Below are 16,189 nucleotides of genomic sequence, written 5' to 3'. Positions count from 1 at the left end.
ATACGGCCTAGGCCTCATACTTGTCGAGGAATTCTTCGGCCGCGAGCTTGCGAAAATCGGGTAGCACACGACGAAGTGTTTCGTGATCCCAGTCCCACCACCCGAGCGTCGTGAGGCGCTCCGCCGTGGTCTCGGAGAAGCGCCGCTTGACCGGGCGCGCCGGATTGCCGGCAACGATCGTATAGGCGGGGACATCCTTGGTCACGATCGCGCCGGCGGCGACCACAGCGCCGGTTCCGACGTTTCGTCCCGGCAGCAGGATCGCGCCGTGACCGATCCAGACGTCATGGCCGATATGCACGTGATGCGCACGTCGCCAGTTGAAGAAATCGATGTCGTCGCTCTCTCCGGGGAAATAGGCGCTGGCGCGGTAGGTGAAGTGCGCCTGCGTCGCGCGATGCATCGGGTGGTTGCCGGGGTTGATCCGGGTCATCGCCGCGATCGAGCAGAACTTGCCGATCGAGGTGCAGGTGATCTGGCTGTCGTTCACGACGTAGGAATAGTCATCCATGCTGACTTCAAGCAGGATCGTGCGCGCGCCGACCTCGGTGTATTTGCCGAGCTTGCTCTCGCGCACCGACGCAGTCGGGTCGACAGTCGGTACAACCGAGAGTGTTTTTCCGGCCATCAGGGCCTCCGCAAATATCGAAGAATCTTGGGCTTCCGGAGGACGCACGCTCGTCATCGGGTCGCTTGATGACAACATCATGACGTTGCGATGACAGCAAGGGAGCGACGAGCGAGGGTGTGGACGATTGCCGCAGCGCAGCGCAACCGTCACATAACTGTAAAACGCCGGGGATAGCGATGGCCCAACGAGACGCGGTTGGAGCATTGCATGCTGGTGGTGGAAGGTTTGACGTGCCGCTTCGGCACGAAAGCCGCAGTCGACGACGCGTCGTTTTCGATCGCGCCGGGCAGCTTTGTCGGCGTGATCGGCCGCTCCGGCGCCGGAAAGTCGACCCTGCTGCGGATGATCAACCGTCTCGCCGATCCGACCTCCGGCCGCATCCTGTTCCAAGGCACCGATGTCACCGCGCTGCGCGGCAAGGAGCTGCGGCAATGGCGGGCGCGTTCGGCGATGATCTTCCAGCAGTTCAATCTGGTCGGGCGGCTCGACGTGCTGACCAATGTGTTGATGGGCCGGCTCGCGCAGATTCCGTCCTGGCGCTCGCTGGCGCAGGTGTGGCCGGAGCAGGACAGGGCGCTCGCGATGTCCGCGCTCGATCAGTTCGACATTGCCCAGCTCGCGTCGCAGCGCGCCGACCAGCTCTCCGGTGGCCAGCAGCAGCGCGTCGCGATCGCCCGCGCGCTGGTGCAGGAGCCCGACATCATCCTCGCCGACGAGCCGATCGCCTCGCTCGATCCGCGCAACACCAAGATCGTGATGGATGCGCTGCTGCGCATCAACAAGCATTTCGGCATCACGGTGCTCTGCAACCTGCACTCGCTCGAGCTCGCGCGAACCTATTGCGACCGCCTGGTCGGCATGGCGGCCGGCCGCGTGGTGTTCGACGGCGCGCCGGCAGCGCTGACCGACCATATCGCCCGCGAGCTTTATGACCTCGAGGCCAATGACGTCATCGGCGCGGCGCCGCTGCCCGCGCCCGACGGTGAAACCGCGCCGGCGCTCGGCACCGCAGCCGCGGCCTGAGCGTCGCGCATTTTTCTCTGCGAGGCTGGGCGTTTTGCCCGGCCAACAGGTGTAACCACAAAGAGGGGTAGTCATGTTCACTCGTCGCATCGTTCTGGCCGGCGCCGCCATACTGGCGTTCACCGGTTCGGCATTCGCGCAGGATTGGAAAGCAAAGTATCCGGAGCTCACCTTCGCAGTGGTGCCGGCCGAGAACGCCTCGGGCGTCACCGAGCGCTGGACGCCGTTCGTGGCGTATCTGTCGAAGGAGCTCGGCGTGAAGGTCACGCTGCGCATTGCCAATGACTATGCCGCCGTCATCGAAGGTCAGCGCGCCGGCAACATCCAGATCGCCAGCTACGGTTCGGCGTCGTTCGCCCGCGCCCGCCTCACCGGCGTCAAGACCGACGCCTTCGCCAACGACATGAACCAGGACGGTTCGACCGGCTACTATTCGGTGTTCTACGTGAAGGCGTCGAGCCCCTACAAGAAGGTCGAGGATCTGAAGGGCAAGAATCTCGGCCTGGTCGATCCGAATTCGACATCGGGCAACAACGTGCCGCGCTTCGAGCTCGACAAGATGGGCATCCCCGATGCCGAGGGTTATTTCGGCAAGGTCGTGTTCACGGGCAGCCACGAGAACGCCGTACTGGCGCTGGCGCAGGGTACCGTCGACATGGCGGCCAATCAGTGGACCAACGACGACGATTCGACGCTCGCCCAGATGCTGACCAAGGGCATGCTGAAGAACGCCGACGGTTCGGCGATGAAGAAGGACGACTTCCGCATCATCAACAAGTCGTCGCCGATCATCAACGGCCCCTACGCATATAACTCCGACCTTCCGGAAGACCTGAAGGCGGCGATCGCCAAGGCCTTCTTCGACGCGCCGACCAAGGACAAGGCCGCTTTCGACCGTCTCTCCGACGGCCAGAAGAAGGGCTTCCATCCCGCCACGACCAAGGACTGGGACAGCACGATCGAGCTGATCAAGTTCGTCGACAGGCTGCGCAAGAAGGCGAGCTGATTGCACCACGGAGACACGCGGGGCCGGGTTTCATAACCCGGCTCTTTCCGTTGAACCTCCAGCCCGACTGATCAACACGATGGCAACTGCCGTATCCATTCTTCCGGCTCAGCAACTGGCGGTGCTGGAAGACGCCTACCGCAAGGCGGTTGCACGCAAGCGGCTCAGGAGCGCGCTGGCGACCGCAGCGTTCTGCGTCGTCCTGGTCGTCGCCGCGTTCGGCGCCGAGGTGAACCTGCGCACGCTGTTCACCTATTTCGGCAACTTCGTCAGCTATTTCGATCGCATCCTCACGCTCGATTCGGACGCGCGGGTCTGGACCGACCCAGCCGAATGGTTCTGGGGCTGGCACAAATGGCTGAGGATGCTCGGCGAGACGATCCTGATCAGCTATGTCGGCACGTTGACCGGCGCGGTGTTCGCCTTCGCGCTGAATTTCTTCGCTGCCCAAAATACCTCGCCGGGACCCCGGGTGCGCTTCATCATCCGCCGCCTGCTGGAATTCGCCCGCACCGTGCCCGGCATCGTGTTCGCGCTGATCTTCGTGATCGCGTTCGGCCTCGGGCCGATGGCCGGCGTGCTGGCGATCGCGATCCACACCACAGGCGCGCTCGGCAAGCTGTTTGCCGAGATCGTCGAAAATGCCGACATGAAGCCGGTTGAGGGCATCCGCTCGACCGGCGCGAGCTGGCTGTCCTGCATGCGCTTTGCCGTGCTGCCGCAGGTCTCGGCCGGATACGCCAGCTATGCGCTGCTGCGCTTTGAGATCAATGTCCGCGAGGCGTCGGTGATGGGTTTCGTCGGCGCCGGCGGCATCGGCCAGGAGCTCGTGGTCGCGATCCGCAAGTTCTATTACTCGGACGTCAGCGCCATCCTGGTCACCATCATCCTCACCGTCTTCATTATCGACATCTCGACCGGCTGGCTGCGCGGCCGGCTGTTCGGCGAGGAGACGCGCCGATGAGCCAGATGCCGAAGCCGGATGCCGCCGAACTCCGTGCGAAATATCCCGATGCCTTCGAGCGGCCGGCATCAGCGCGGCTGGCATTGCCCGCGATGATCGCGGTCGCGTTCGCGATCTTCGTGTTCGGCCTGGTCGATCTCGACTTCTCGCCGTCCAAGCTGATCTCGGGCGTCGGCCAGCTCGGCTGGATTACCATGCTGATGATCCCGCCGAATCCCGGCGCATCATTCCCGCTCTACATGCAGGCGCTCGGCGAGACGCTGTCGATCGCGCTGCTCGGCACCACGCTTGCGGCGCTGCTGGCGCTGCCGGTCAGCCTGCTGGCGGCGCGCAACATCATCCCGTCGAACTTGATCCGCTTCCCGGTGCGGCGCTTCCTGGACACGATCCGCGGCGTCGATACGCTGATCTGGGCGCTGGTCTGGATCAACGTCGTCGGGCTCGGCCCGTTCGCCGGCGTGCTCGCGATCATGGTCTCCGACTTCGGCGCATTCGGAAAACTGTTCTCCGAGGCGATCGAGGCGGCCGACCGCAAGCAGGTCGAGGGAATCCGCGCCGCCGGCGGCAATGCGCTGCATGAGATTCGTTTCGGGCTGCTGCCGCAGGTGCTGCCTGTCATCGCCGGGCAGGTGCTCTATTTCATCGAGTCGAACACGCGCTCGGCCACCATCATCGGCATCGTCGGCGCCGGCGGCATCGGCCTGCAACTCGCCGAGCAGATCCGCATGCTGGAATGGCAGAAGGTGTCGTTCCTGATCCTGATGATCCTGATCGCGGTCGCCGCGATCGACTTCATATCGAGCAAGCTGCGGTTTGCGATCATCGGCCAGCGTGCCGTGATCTAGCTAGAGCGTTTTCGAGCGAAGCGGACACCGGTTCGCCTGAAGAAAACGCGTCAAGACAAGAATCCGGAGCTTCGGTTCTGATTCAATCCGAACCGAAGCTGCTCTGGAATCGCCTCGCGCCGGCCGTTCGATTCCGCTGATCAGTTCGATCCGAACCGGGACACCAGGCCTGGAACAGGAAAAGCGCGGCACACCTCGACACACTCCGACCTGAGCCGCGCGACGACCGCATCGTCTGCTTTCGCCTGCAGGGCTGCGGCAATGAATTCGCCGATGCGATGCATTTCCGCGCCTCCCATGCCACGCGTGGTCGCCGCGGGTGTGCCGAGGCGGATACCGCTCGGCCTGAGCGGCGGGCGCGGATCGTCGGGAATAATTTGCTTGTTTGTGGTGATGGCGATGGCGTCGAGCAGGTCCTCGGCTGCTCGCCCGTCCAGTCCGGTATCGATGACCATCATGTGATTGTCGGTCCCATCCGTGACCAGCTTCATTCCGCGTTCCATCAGCGTTGCTGCCAGAACCTTGGCGTTGCGCAAAACCTGCCGCGCGTAGGTCTGGAAATCCGAGGTCGCTGCCTTGTTCAGAGTCACCGCGATACCGGCCACGACGTTCATGTGAGGTCCGCCCTGCAGGCCGGGAAAGACGGAAGCATCGATCCGACCGGCATGTTCCCTCCGGCACAGAATGATTCCGCCACGGGGGCCGCGCAACGTCTTGTGCGATGTCGTCGTCATAACGTCGAACCCGGCATCAAGCGGATTGCGCATGACATTCGCGGCGACCAGTCCGCCATAGTGGCTCACGTCGGCCATCGTGAGCGCGCCAACCTCGTCGGCGATGCTCTTGAATGCTGCATAGTCAAGGTCGCGCGGATAGGAACTGTAGCCGCACAACACCATTTTCGGACGCGCTTCACGCGCTGTCGCGCGCAACCCGTCGAAATCGATTGCTCCGCTCTTTGACGGGGCCGTCTTGTAGCGAATGAAGTTGAACAGACGTCCCATATGGGACACCGGCGCGCCGTGGGTGAGATGGCCGCCATGCGACAGGTCCATGGCGAGAATGGTGTCGCCCGGATTCAACAGGCCGAGATAGACGGCCTGATTCATCGGCGACCCGGAAAGAGGCTGAACATTGGCGTGCTCGGCGCGAAACAGCGAGCAGGCCCGCTGCCGCGCGAGGTTCTCGATCTGGTCCGTGAACTGCTGACCGCCGTAGTACCGGCGTCCCGGATAGCCCTCGGAATATTTGTTGGTGAAGACGGATCCGAGCAGTTCAAGCACCTCCGGGTAGGTGTAATTCTCGGATGGAATCAGTTCGACGCCGTCTTGCTGACGGCGCTCTTCCCCCGCAAGGGCGGCGGCGATCTCTTGATCGTTGATGGAAAGTTCATCGCGAAATGACGGCATGCTCGGGCTCCTCAACACGCTGTTGTTTCAGCAGATTGGTGCCCAGGCGATCGGCGCTAAAACCTTCGCGCTTCCCCGTGGTCGATTCCACGTCAGCTCGCCAGTCGCGCGACAGGACGAATGAGCACAGCGGCTCCTCGCGATGCAGCTTTTAGCCGATCTGCCGATCTTCCGCAACGGCCGTTGGCGTGGACTTTGTTGAGAGGCTTGACGTCGCACCTCGGATTGTAGAGGGGATCGTCAGCCGTTCTCGACCAGAAACTCGACGCGCTCGGCGGCGAACCGCGAGCGCTTGGTCACGAGCGGCTGGTCCAGCATGTCGACATCGGTTGCATCGACCACCAGCACCGGCCGTCCCAGCGGCAGGTCGAGCCGCGCCGCATCGGTGGCATCGGCAATCGCCGCGGTGATCCGGGTCGAGGCGCGGTGATAATCCTTCACGCCGTAATGTCCGAGCAGCTTCGTCATCGAATGAACGTTGGCGAACACGTTGCCGGCATCGGGAAATCGCTCGGCTGACAGCCATGTGGTGGAGACGCAGATCGGTGTCCGGTCGGCAAGCCGCACCGCTTCGATGCGGATCAGCGGCGCACCGATCTTCAGGCCCAGCTCGCGCGCGATGTCGCGGTTGGCAATATCCTCGCCGGCCTCGATCAACTGGCCGCGCGGCTCGTGGCCGCCGGCGCCGACGATTTCCGAGAAGCGCGTGCGCGAGCGCAGCGGATAGGCGAGGCGCTGGGCTTCGACATAGGTGCCGCTGCCGCGCTCGGCGCGCACCAGTCCGCGCTCCGCCAATGCGGCGAGCGCCCGCCGCACGGTGTGGCGATTGACGCGGTAAGTCTCGGCGATCTCCATTTCGCCGGGCAGCTTTTCGCCCGCGGTAAAGCGGCCGTCAGCGATGCCGCGCTCGATGCCGTCGGCGACCTGCCGCCACAAGGCGACGCCGGAACTTTCCTGCATGCTCATCGCGCGGTGATATCAGAAATCTTCAGTTTGTCACGAAACAGTCATGGCGCTCCGCTATCAAGTTGTCTAGTATCATAGACAACTTGATACAAGCAAGGTTGCCAATGAGTTCGATCGGACTAAACAGCAAACAAGCCCAGCGCAAGGCTGCGATGACGGTGCTGGCGCACTCAGCGGCTGCGGATATCGCAGGCCGGCTGGCGGCGATCGCAATGCCTGCGCACGAGAACCTCCGCGAGCCGGAAAACGGACTGGTGATGCTGCGCGGGCGGATCGGCGGCGACGGCGCGCCGTTCAATCTCGGCGAGGCGACGGTGTCGCGCGCGGCGGTGCAGCTTGCCACCGGCGAGGTCGGCTTCGGCTACACGCTCGGCCGCGATGCTGAGAAGGCGCGGATGATCGCGCTCTGCGACGCGATGGTGCAATCGGCGGCGTTGTCCGGCGAGGTGGAGACCAAGGTGATTGCGCCGCTGCGTGCCGGGATGAATGCCGAACGCGCCCGCAAGGCCGCCGAGACCGCGGCGACGCGGGTCGATTTCTACACGATGGTGCGCGGTGAGGGGTGATGCAATGACGACGATTGCCGAAATGCCCGCAGGCTTTGCCGACAAAGTGCTGTCGGCGCAATCCACCTTCCGTTCCGTGATGGATGCGATGGCGCGCCCGGGCAGCGTGCAGCGCGTCGCAGCAAGCGTCGGGGTGCCCGCCGGCATGATGCGCGGCGCGGCCGCGATCGCGCTGACGCTGTTCGATCACGACACGCCGATCTGGCTCGACAGTGCAATGTCGGCGACGCCGGACGTCGCCCGCTGGCTGAAATTTCACGCCGGCGCACCGGTGGTTGGGGACTCCTCGATCGCAAGCTTCGCGCTGATCGGCGAAGCCGCGAACCTGCCGGCGCTGGAGCGCTTCGCGTTCGGCAGCAGCGAATATCCGGACCGCTCGACCACGCTGATTCTCCAGGTCGACAGCCTGACGCAGGGGCCGGCCTTCGAGCTGAAAGGGCCCGGCATCGACGGCAGCGCGCTGCTGCAGGCGATGTTCAAGCCGCGTGACCTGTTCCAGCGGCTTGCAATCAACGAAGCCCTGTTCCCGCGCGGCATCGATGTCGTGCTGGTCCATGACGATGCCATTGTGGCGATCCCGCGCACCACGCGGCTGATCGCAAGCGGAGTGTGAGCGATGTATGTAGCCGTCAAGGGAGGCGAACGCGCCATCGAGAACGCTCATCGCCTGCTCGCGCACGAGCGGCGCGGCGATCGCGATGTGCCCGAGGTGACGCTGGCGCAGATCTCCGAGCAGCTCGCGCTCGGTGTCGATCGCGTGATGACCGAAGGCTCGCTGTACGACCGCGAGCTTGCGGCGCTGGCGATCAAGCAGGCGCGCGGCGATATGATCGAGGCGATCTTCCTGGTCCGCGCCTTCCGCGCCACGCTGCCGCGCTTCGGCGCCACCGAGCCGGTCAACACCGGCGAGATGCAGGTGCGGCGCCGGATCTCCTCGACCTTCAAGGACGTTCCGGGCGGCCAGATCCTGGGGCCGACCTTCGACTACACCCATCGCCTGCTCGATCCGCAGCTCGCGGAAGGTTTTGTGCCGGAGCAGCCGGCCACAGCGGAGGCCTCGTCGGCGGCGACGCCGCGGGTCACCGATATCCTCGGCCGCGATGGCCTGATCGAATCCTCGCCGCAGGCAGATAGCAACGCGCCGGTCGGCGACCTCACGCGCGAGCCGCTGAGCTTCCCGGCCGATCGCGATCTGCGGCTGCAGAACCTGGCGCGCGGCGACGAGGGCTTCCTGCTCGCGCTCGGCTATTCGACGCAGCGTGGCTATGGCCGTAATCACCCCTTCGCCGGCGAGATTCGCTTCGGCGAGGTCGAGGTCGAGCTGTTCGCCGAGGACGTCGGCTTCGCGGTGCCGCTCGGCTCGATCGAATTAACCGAATGCCAGATGGTCAACCAGTTCAAGGGCTCGACATCAGAGGCACCGTGCTTCACCCGCGGCTATGGCCTCGCCTTCGGCCAGAGCGAGCGCAAGACCATGTCGATGGCGCTGGTCGACCGCGCGCTGCGGGCACGCGAGCTCGGCGAGGAATCGGCGGCGCCGGCGCAGGACGAGGAGTTCGTGATGTCGCACTCCGACAATGTGCAGTCGACCGGCTTCGTCGAGCATCTCAAACTGCCGCACTATGTCGACTTCCAGTCCGAGCTCGGCCTGCTGCGCAAGCTGCGGCAGGAATTCGCCGAGGCCAATCAGGCGCTCGAACTGCAGGAGGCCGCGGAATGAACGCGCCGACATACAATTTCGCCTATCTCGACGAGCAGACCAAGCGGATGATCCGCCGCGCGATCCTCAAGGCGATCGCGATCCCCGGCTATCAGGTGCCGTTCGCCAGTCGCGAGATGCCGATGCCGTATGGCTGGGGCACCGGCGGCGTGCAGGTGACGGCCTCGATCCTCGGTCCTGACGACGTGCTGAAGGTGATCGACCAAGGCTCGGACGACACCACCAATGCGATCTCGATCCGCAAGTTCTTCGGCAAGACCGCTGATGTCGCGACCACGACCTCGACCACGGACGCGACCGTGATCCAGACCAGGCACCGCATTCCCGAGGCAACGCTGCACGCCGGACAGGTGCTGGTCTATCAGGTGCCGATCCCCGAGCCGTTGCGCTTCCTGGAGCCGCGCGAGACCGAGACGCGGCGGATGCACGCGCTCGCCGAATACGGGCTGATGCACGTCAAGCTCTACGAGGACATCGCGCGCTTCGGCCACATCGCGACCGCCTACGCCTATCCGGTGAAGGTGAACGCACGCTACGTGATGGATCCGTCGCCGACGCCGAAATTCGACAATCCGAAGATGGACAATTGCGCGGCGCTGCAGCTGTTCGGCGCCGGCCGCGAAAAGCGCATCTACGCGATCCCGCCCTACACTACGGTGGTGTCGCTGGATTTCGAGGATCACCCGTTCACGCGCTACCGCTTCAACGCGCCCTGCGCGCTGTGCGGCGCCGACAATTCCTATCTTGACGAGATCGTCACCGACGACAGAGGCGGGCGGATGTTCGTCTGCTCCGACACCGACTTCTGCGAGCAGCGCCAGGCCGCCGGCCATCACGGCACCGAGAGCGCCGCGCCGCACAAGGAGAAGGCGCATGTCTGAGCTCGCAAGCCTCGACAACGACCAGCCGCTGCTGGTGGCCGAAGGGCTCGCCAAGAATTACGGCCGGCTTCCTGCCTGCCGCGACGTCTCGTTCGCGCTCTATCCCGGCGAGGTGCTGGCGATCGTCGGCGAATCCGGTTCGGGCAAATCGACCTTGCTGCAACTGCTCTCGGCGCAGCTCGCGCCCAGCGCGGGCCGGGTGTCGTACCGGATGCGCGACGGGGTGCTGCGCGATCTCGCCGAACTCGGCGAGGCCGAGCGGCGCTTCCTGTTCCGCACCGACTGGGGTTTTGTGCATCAGGATCCGGCGCAGGGCCTGCGCATGGGCGTTTCGGCCGGCGCCAATGTCGGCGAACGGCTGATGGCTGTGGGGTGGAATCACTACGGCCGGATCCGCGACACCGCATCGACCTGGCTGGAGCGGGTCGAGATCGATGTCGGCCGCATCGACGATGCGCCGAAGACCTATTCCGGCGGCATGCGGCAGCGATTGCAGATCGCGCGCAACCTCGTCACCGAGCCGCGGCTGGTGTTCATGGACGAGCCGACCGGCGGCCTTGATGTCTCGGTGCAGGCGCGCCTGCTCGACCTGATGCGCAACCTGGTCAGCGAGCTCGGGCTGGCCGCCATCGTGGTCACCCATGATCTTGCCGTTGCGCGCCTGCTGTCGCATCGCGTGATGGTGATGAAGGGCGGCCGCGTCATCGAGACCGGTCTCACCGACCAGGTGCTCGACGATCCGCGCGAGCCCTATACGCAGCTGCTCGTCTCCTCGATTCTGCCGCCATGAGCTTGCCAATGACCGCGATGATCGAACTTGCCAACGCCGAGAAGACCTTCACCATGCATCTGCAGGGTGGTGTCGAGTTGCCCGTGGTGCGCGGCGTCTCCTTCCACGTCGAGCCAGGCGAATGCGTGGTGCTGTCGGGCCCGTCGGGCGCCGGCAAATCCTCGATCCTGAAGATGATCTTCGGCAACTATCGCTGCGACAGCGGCCGGATCGGCATCCGCCACCACGGCAAGGTGATCGACCTTGCCACTGCCGAGCCGCGCCAGGTGCTGAGCATCCGCCGCTCGACCATCGGCTATGTCAGCCAGTTTCTGCGCGCGGTGCCGCGGGTGGCGACCATCGACGTCGTCGCCGAGCCGCTGATCGTCAACGGCGTGACGCGCGAGGAGGCCCGCGAGCGCGCCGGCCGGCTGTTGCGCCGGCTCAACATCCCGGAGCGGCTGTGGACCCTGCCGCCCTCGACCTTTTCCGGGGGCGAGCAGCAGCGCGTCAACATCGCGCGCGGCTTCATCTCGGACCTGCCGATCCTGCTGCTGGACGAACCAACCGCTTCGCTCGATGCCGCGAACCGCGCCGTGGTGGTCGAGCTGATTGCGGAGAAAAAGACCAAGGGCGTCGCGATGGTCGCTATTGTCCATGACGACGAAATTCGTCATCTGATCGCCGACCGGATCGTCGACGTCACCTCGTTCGCCGCTGCCGCCTGAAGGACTGTTTGAAATGACCGCCAAGCAAGACGCCATCATCGGCAACGCCCGGTTGGTCCTCGCCGATCGCGTGATCGAGCAGGGCTGGGTCGCGATCGTGGATGGCAAGATCGCCGAGTACGGCGAGGGCAGGGCGCCGGATGCTGCCGAGGATGCCGGCGGCGATCTGCTGATGCCCGGGCTGATCGAGCTGCACACCGACCATCTCGAGATGCACTACGTGCCGCGGCCCAAGGTGTTCTGGAATCCGGTCGCCGCCGTGATCTCCTATGACGGGCAGCTCGCGACCTCGGGCATCACCACGGTGCTGGATTCGCTGCGCGTCTGGCGCGAGGACGGCGCCGAGGATGTCGACGGCCGTGCTGGCGTGCTGGCGGCGGCGATCTCGGCCGCGCGCGAGGAGAATCTGCTGCGCGCCGATCACTTCCTGCATCTGCGCTGCGAGGTGCCGATGCCGGACGTCGTCGCCGAAGCCAAGGAGCTGATCGACCGGCCGGACGTGCGGCTGATGTCGCTGATGGACCATACGCCGGGGCAGCGCCAGTTCCGCGACGAGGTCAAGCTGCGCGACTACTACCGCGGCAAGGGCGGCGGCATGACCGACGCCCAGCTCGACGTGCTGTTCGCGCGGCGCTTCGCCTACCAGAAGGAATATGCCGTCGCCAACACCCGCGCGATTGTCGCACTGGCGCATGCGTACAAGATTCCGCTGGCGAGTCATGACGACACCACGGACGAGAACGTGGTCGACGCCGTCAACGACAAGGTCGCGGTCGCGGAATTCCCGACCACGATGGAAGCCGCGCGGGGCTTGCACGCCGCCGGCATCGATATCCTGATGGGCGCGCCCAACGTGGTGCGCGGCGGCTCGCACTCCGGCAATATCGCCGCGGTCGATCTCGCCAATGAGGGCATGCTCGACATCCTGTCGTCGGATTACATCCCGTCGAGCCTGTTGATGGCGGCGTTGCAATTGCCGCGGCATGTGCCGGCGATCGATCTCGCCTCTGCCGTCCGCACCGTGACCAAGACGCCGGCGGAAGCCGTCGGGCTCACCGATCGCGGCGAGATCGCGGTCGGCCGGCGCGCCGACCTGATCCGCGTGCATGTCGCGCGCGACCTGCCGGTGGTGCGCAGCGTCTGGCGCGAAGGGGGGAGGGTGGCGTGACCGACGTGTCCGTCCTCGCCGGGCAACATGCCAGCACGATCGGTCCCGGCCGGTTGATCCTGGTGGTCGGCCCGAGCGGTGCGGGCAAGGATACGCTGCTGGGACTCGCGAAAACGGCCTGCGCCGGTGATCGCGACATCGTGTTTCCTCGCCGCCTGATCACTCGCCAGGCTTCGGCGTCGGAAGACAATGAAGAAGTCAGCGCGGACGCCTTCCAGCGCGCGGTTGCCGCCGGCGACTACGCGATGCATTGGGAAGCGCACGGCCATCGCTATGCGCTGTCGCGGGCGATCGATGATGAGATCCGCGCGGGGCGCACCGTGATCGCGAACGTCTCGCGCACCGTGATCGCGGCGGCGCGGCGCAACTATGCCAACGCGACCGTGGTGTCGATCACGGCGCCGCCGGACGTGCTCGCGGCGAGGCTGGCTGCGCGGGCGCGCAGCAGCGACGGCCTGCTCGCACAGCGGCTGGCTCGTACCGTCGACGAGAGCACCGCGACGCCCGATTTCACCATCGTCAATTCCGGCACCGCCGAATACCACGCGCGACAGCTGGTCCGCATCATCAAGGGCGAGCGCTGGGACGAGTAGCAGCAGAGGAGAACAACACGAATGTCGGTGATCACTACGATCGAGCAGCTTGAGGCGATCTACGGCTTCCCGAACGACGCGTCGACCGTCAAGGTCGCCGATCACGTGACGCCGCTCTATCGTGTGCTGATCGAGAAATCGCCATTCGTGTCGCTTGCGACCTCGGGCCCCGAGGGGCTCGATTGCTCGCCGCGCGGCGACCTGCCGGGTTTTGTCCGCATCCATGATCCGAAGACGCTGATGATGCCGGACCGCCGCGGCAACAATCGCTGCGATTCGCTGCGCAACATCGTGCGCGACCCCCGTGTCGGGCTGCTGTTCCTGATTCCGGGCTCGGGCAGCACGCTGCGCGTCAACGGCCGCGCCCATGTCACCGCCGAGCCGGAGCTGATGACCTCCTTCAAGATGGAAGGCAAGGCGCCGCGCACCGTGATCGTGATGACCGTGGACGAGATCTACTTCCAGTGTGCCCGCGCGATCGTGCGCTCCGACCTCTGGAATCCCGACAAGCGGGTCAATCCGAGCGCCTTGCCGACGCCGGGCCAGATCCTCGCCGAGATGAGCGAGCACACGGTCGGCGGCGAGAAATATGATCGCGAGTGGCCGGAGCGCGCGCGGCAGACGATGTGGTGACATTTTTCTCCCTCGCCCCGCTCTCTTGTCCGCCGAAACCCGCCTTCGGGCGAAGGCGGATGCGGGGAGAGGGTTGGGGCGAGGGGCCGTGCCGCCGTGATGGTGAGAGTTGTGCTCGCGGCAACTCCCCTCACCCGAATTCGAGCCAGGCTCGAATTCGACCTCTCCCCGCAAGCGGGGCGAGGTGACTTCCGACGGCTGCGCCGAAGTTGCTGCTGAAACAGCTTAGCCCTTCGTCTGCTCGTCGAAGGCCTTCAGCGACACCGCTGCGATCTCGCGCAGCGCGTTGCGGTCGGCACCCGAGGAGGCCATCACGCACATGCCTGATGTCACCGCGGAGAGATAGCGCGCAAGCGTGGCTGGATCGACGCTCTCGCCCAGATCACCTTTGGCCTTGGCGCGGACGAAGCGCTCGCGCAGCTGGTCCTCGGTTCGGGTGCGACGCGCAGCCAGTTCAAACGGAACGTTCTCCGAGCCGGTGCCGCAGGCAAGGCCGCCCTGCACCAGCAGACAGCCGGGCGGGTTGGCGGGGTCGGTCTGGGCGTCCGCGTGCTCCATCAGGAATCGTTCGGCCACCTCGTGCGCGGTCGGGGCATCGAGCACCCGGTCCATCCAGGCGTCGCGCTTCTCGGTGTAGCGGTCGAGCGCGGCCTTCAGCAGGCCTTCCTTGCTGCCAAAGGCGGCATAAAGGCTCGGCGGATTAATGCTCATCGCCTCGGTGAGCTGCGCGATCGTCGCGCCCTCGTAGCCGTGGCGCCAGAACACATCCATGGCCCGGTCCAAAGCGGCGTCCGCGTCGAAGGCGCGGGGGCGTCCCATTCCCATTTGTCGTTGCTCCGTAAGCCGGGTGCCGTTCTGTGACGGATTGTCCCTGGCTTATCCTTTTGTTGCACCTGATGTTTTTCCGCGTCTTCCCATTTCCCCACGAATGAGATAAGAAATTCATAGTGCTCGATACATAAGTATCTTGCGAACCGGCGTCCAGCTCCACATCTGTAGCGAACACTACAGATATCTGGAGCGCGTGAATGCCCTCGTCAACCCAAAATCCCCGTTCCGGCCGTTTCCGACGCGTCATCGGCGGTGTCGTGATCCTTGGCGCCGTCGCGGTGGCCGGTTCGATCGCGACCGGCCATTATTTCCATGCCGCCCAGGCGACCGCGACTGCCGCCGCCGCCGCTGAACCGGCGGTGCCGGTCACCGTGGCCGTGATCCAGCCGCGGCCGACCACCCTGTTCGATGATTTCTCGGGCCGGCTCGAGGCCGTCGACCGCGTCCAGCTGCGTCCGCGGGTGGCGGGCGCGATCCAGTCGACCAACTTCACCGAGGGCGCGCTGGTGAAAGCCGGCGACATCCTGTTCAAGATCGACCCCGCGCCCTATGCGGCCGAGGTCGACCGGGCCCAGGCCCAGCTTGAGGCCGCCAAGGCCCGCGCGGTCTTTGCCGCCAACGAGGTTGAGCGCGGCGCGCAACTGGTCGGCAACAACATCGTGACCAAGCGCGATTTCGACCAGCGCGACAACACCAATCGCGAGGCGATCGCCAACGTCAAGGCCGCCGAAGCCGCGTTGCAGACCGCAAAGCTCAACCTCGATTACACCGAGGTACGCGCGCCGGTCGATGGCCGGGTCGGCCGGATCGAGGTCACGGTCGGCAATCTCGTCGCAGCGGGGACATCTTCGCCGGTGCTGACCTCGCTGGTCTCGGTCAATCCGATCTATGCGAGCTTCGATGCCGACGAGGAGGTGGTGCTGCGCGCGCTCAACTCGATCGCGGATGCCTCCGGCAAGCGCGGCAATCTCGACCAGATCCCGGTCGACATGGTCACTTCAGGCGGCCTCAGCGCCAAGGGGCACATCCAGCTGATCGACAACCAGGTCAACGGGCAGAGCGGCACCATCCGCGTCCGCGCAGTGTTCAAGAACGATGACGGACGATTGATCCCGGGGCAGTTCGCGCGGGTGCGCATGGGCCAGCCCAAGCAGCAGACGCTGGTCTTGATCGACGAGCGTGCCATCGGCACCGACCAGGACAAGAAGTTCGTGATGGCGGTCGGCGACGACGGCCGCGCGGTCTATCGCCCGGTCACGCTCGGCGGCGCGGTCGATGGCCTGCGGGTCGTCACCGGCGGCCTGAAATCCGGCGACCGCATCGTCGTCAACGGCCTGCAGCGCGTGCGTCCCGGTGCGCTTCTGAAGATGGAAGTCGCCGAAATGGGCGCGCGCGGCATGCAGCAGGCATCCACTGAAACCAACCAGCACGTCGTGCAGCGCTAGGCGCTGCACGC

18 protein-coding genes and 1 riboswitch are annotated in these 16,189 nt (G+C 65.3%); of the genes, 14 read left to right on the top strand and 4 right to left on the bottom strand.

The window, feature by feature from the left end:
• Nucleotides 1-7: 7 nt before the first annotated feature.
• A complete protein-coding gene (locus ACVIW0_RS27860; RefSeq protein ID WP_461355259.1) occupies nt 8-628 on the bottom strand; it encodes an LbetaH domain-containing protein in 621 nt (206 codons plus the stop codon).
• Between the two features lie 210 nt (nt 629-838).
• Between ACVIW0_RS27860 and phnC the strand changes: the two genes are divergently transcribed.
• The 4 genes from phnC (at nt 839) to phnE (ACVIW0_RS27840) (ending at nt 4,469) form a co-directional block, all read left to right on the top strand.
• A complete protein-coding gene (phnC, locus tag ACVIW0_RS27855) occupies nt 839-1,654 on the top strand; it encodes a phosphonate ABC transporter ATP-binding protein (protein WP_461355258.1) in 816 nt (271 codons plus the stop codon).
• Between the two features lie 73 nt (nt 1,655-1,727).
• Nucleotides 1,728-2,660: a phosphonate ABC transporter substrate-binding protein gene (gene phnD / locus ACVIW0_RS27850; protein ID WP_461355257.1), complete on the top strand. Its 933-nt coding sequence runs from the start codon at nt 1,728-1,730 to the stop codon at nt 2,658-2,660.
• Nucleotides 2,661-2,739: 79 nt separating this feature from the next.
• Complete coding sequence (phnE, locus tag ACVIW0_RS27845) at nt 2,740-3,624, top strand: phosphonate ABC transporter, permease protein PhnE (RefSeq protein WP_461355256.1); 885 nt, start codon at nt 2,740-2,742, stop codon at nt 3,622-3,624.
• Nucleotides 3,621-4,469: a phosphonate ABC transporter, permease protein PhnE gene (phnE, locus tag ACVIW0_RS27840; protein ID WP_461355255.1), complete on the top strand. Its 849-nt coding sequence runs from the start codon at nt 3,621-3,623 to the stop codon at nt 4,467-4,469. The genes phnE (ACVIW0_RS27845) and phnE (ACVIW0_RS27840) overlap by 4 nt, the downstream gene beginning before the upstream one ends.
• Before the next feature lie 140 nt (nt 4,470-4,609).
• Here the strand turns inward: phnE (ACVIW0_RS27840) and ACVIW0_RS27835 are convergent, their stop codons facing one another.
• Both ACVIW0_RS27835 and phnF read right to left on the bottom strand, forming a co-directional pair.
• The gene (locus ACVIW0_RS27835) at nt 4,610-5,878 is read right to left on the bottom strand and encodes a serine hydroxymethyltransferase (RefSeq protein WP_461355254.1); all 1,269 of its coding nucleotides are present in this window, start codon (nt 5,876-5,878) and stop codon (nt 4,610-4,612) included.
• Between the two features lie 33 nt (nt 5,879-5,911).
• Nucleotides 5,912-5,996, bottom strand: a riboswitch (ZMP/ZTP riboswitch).
• A gap of 122 nt (nt 5,997-6,118) precedes the next feature.
• Nucleotides 6,119-6,844, bottom strand: coding sequence for a phosphonate metabolism transcriptional regulator PhnF (gene phnF / locus ACVIW0_RS27830; protein WP_461355253.1), 726 nt, complete (start codon nt 6,842-6,844; stop codon nt 6,119-6,121).
• A 104-nt stretch (nt 6,845-6,948) separates the two neighbouring features.
• Between phnF and phnG the strand changes: the two genes are divergently transcribed.
• Genes phnG through ACVIW0_RS27785 form a run of 9 tightly spaced genes read left to right on the top strand, consistent with a single transcriptional unit; the run spans nt 6,949 to nt 13,902 of the window.
• The gene (gene phnG, locus ACVIW0_RS27825; RefSeq protein WP_461355252.1) at nt 6,949-7,410 is read left to right on the top strand and encodes a phosphonate C-P lyase system protein PhnG; all 462 of its coding nucleotides are present in this window, start codon (nt 6,949-6,951) and stop codon (nt 7,408-7,410) included.
• A gap of 4 nt (nt 7,411-7,414) precedes the next feature.
• Nucleotides 7,415-8,023 carry a phosphonate C-P lyase system protein PhnH gene (gene phnH / locus ACVIW0_RS27820; protein WP_461355251.1) on the top strand — a complete coding sequence of 203 codons (609 nt, stop codon included), beginning with the start codon at nt 7,415-7,417 and terminating at the stop codon, nt 8,021-8,023.
• Nucleotides 8,024-8,026: 3 nt separating this feature from the next.
• Complete coding sequence (locus tag ACVIW0_RS27815) at nt 8,027-9,130, top strand: carbon-phosphorus lyase complex subunit (RefSeq protein ID WP_461355250.1); 1,104 nt, start codon at nt 8,027-8,029, stop codon at nt 9,128-9,130.
• On the top strand, nt 9,127-10,011 hold the full coding sequence (locus tag ACVIW0_RS27810; protein ID WP_461355249.1) for an alpha-D-ribose 1-methylphosphonate 5-phosphate C-P-lyase PhnJ: 885 nt from the start codon (nt 9,127-9,129) through the stop codon (nt 10,009-10,011). Before ACVIW0_RS27815 ends, ACVIW0_RS27810 begins: the two co-directional genes overlap by 4 nt.
• On the top strand, nt 10,004-10,801 hold the full coding sequence (gene phnK, locus ACVIW0_RS27805; RefSeq protein ID WP_212022914.1) for a phosphonate C-P lyase system protein PhnK: 798 nt from the start codon (nt 10,004-10,006) through the stop codon (nt 10,799-10,801). Before ACVIW0_RS27810 ends, phnK begins: the two co-directional genes overlap by 8 nt.
• An 8-nt stretch (nt 10,802-10,809) precedes the next feature.
• Entirely contained in the window at nt 10,810-11,508 is a 699-nt protein-coding gene (gene phnL, locus ACVIW0_RS27800) for a phosphonate C-P lyase system protein PhnL (protein WP_461355248.1), read from the top strand.
• A gap of 13 nt (nt 11,509-11,521) precedes the next feature.
• A complete protein-coding gene (locus tag ACVIW0_RS27795) occupies nt 11,522-12,676 on the top strand; it encodes an alpha-D-ribose 1-methylphosphonate 5-triphosphate diphosphatase (RefSeq protein ID WP_461355247.1) in 1,155 nt (384 codons plus the stop codon).
• Nucleotides 12,673-13,269: a phosphonate metabolism protein/1,5-bisphosphokinase (PRPP-forming) PhnN gene (gene phnN / locus ACVIW0_RS27790; RefSeq protein WP_461355246.1), complete on the top strand. Its 597-nt coding sequence runs from the start codon at nt 12,673-12,675 to the stop codon at nt 13,267-13,269. Before ACVIW0_RS27795 ends, phnN begins: the two co-directional genes overlap by 4 nt.
• Before the next feature lie 21 nt (nt 13,270-13,290).
• Nucleotides 13,291-13,902 carry a pyridoxamine 5'-phosphate oxidase family protein gene (locus ACVIW0_RS27785; RefSeq protein WP_461355245.1) on the top strand — a complete coding sequence of 204 codons (612 nt, stop codon included), beginning with the start codon at nt 13,291-13,293 and terminating at the stop codon, nt 13,900-13,902.
• Nucleotides 13,903-14,127: 225 nt separating this feature from the next.
• Here the strand turns inward: ACVIW0_RS27785 and ACVIW0_RS27780 are convergent, their stop codons facing one another.
• Nucleotides 14,128-14,727: a TetR/AcrR family transcriptional regulator gene (locus tag ACVIW0_RS27780; protein ID WP_461355244.1), complete on the bottom strand. Its 600-nt coding sequence runs from the start codon at nt 14,725-14,727 to the stop codon at nt 14,128-14,130.
• A 203-nt stretch (nt 14,728-14,930) separates the two neighbouring features.
• Between ACVIW0_RS27780 and ACVIW0_RS27775 the strand changes: the two genes are divergently transcribed.
• A complete protein-coding gene (locus ACVIW0_RS27775) occupies nt 14,931-16,178 on the top strand; it encodes an efflux RND transporter periplasmic adaptor subunit (RefSeq protein ID WP_461355243.1) in 1,248 nt (415 codons plus the stop codon).
• Nucleotides 16,179-16,189 lie beyond the last annotated feature (11 nt).

It is taken from the genome of Bradyrhizobium sp. USDA 4454 (genome assembly GCF_054822705.1).
The sequence above is the reverse complement of the archived record's forward strand: the minus strand, read 5'-3'. Positions and strand labels throughout refer to the sequence as shown.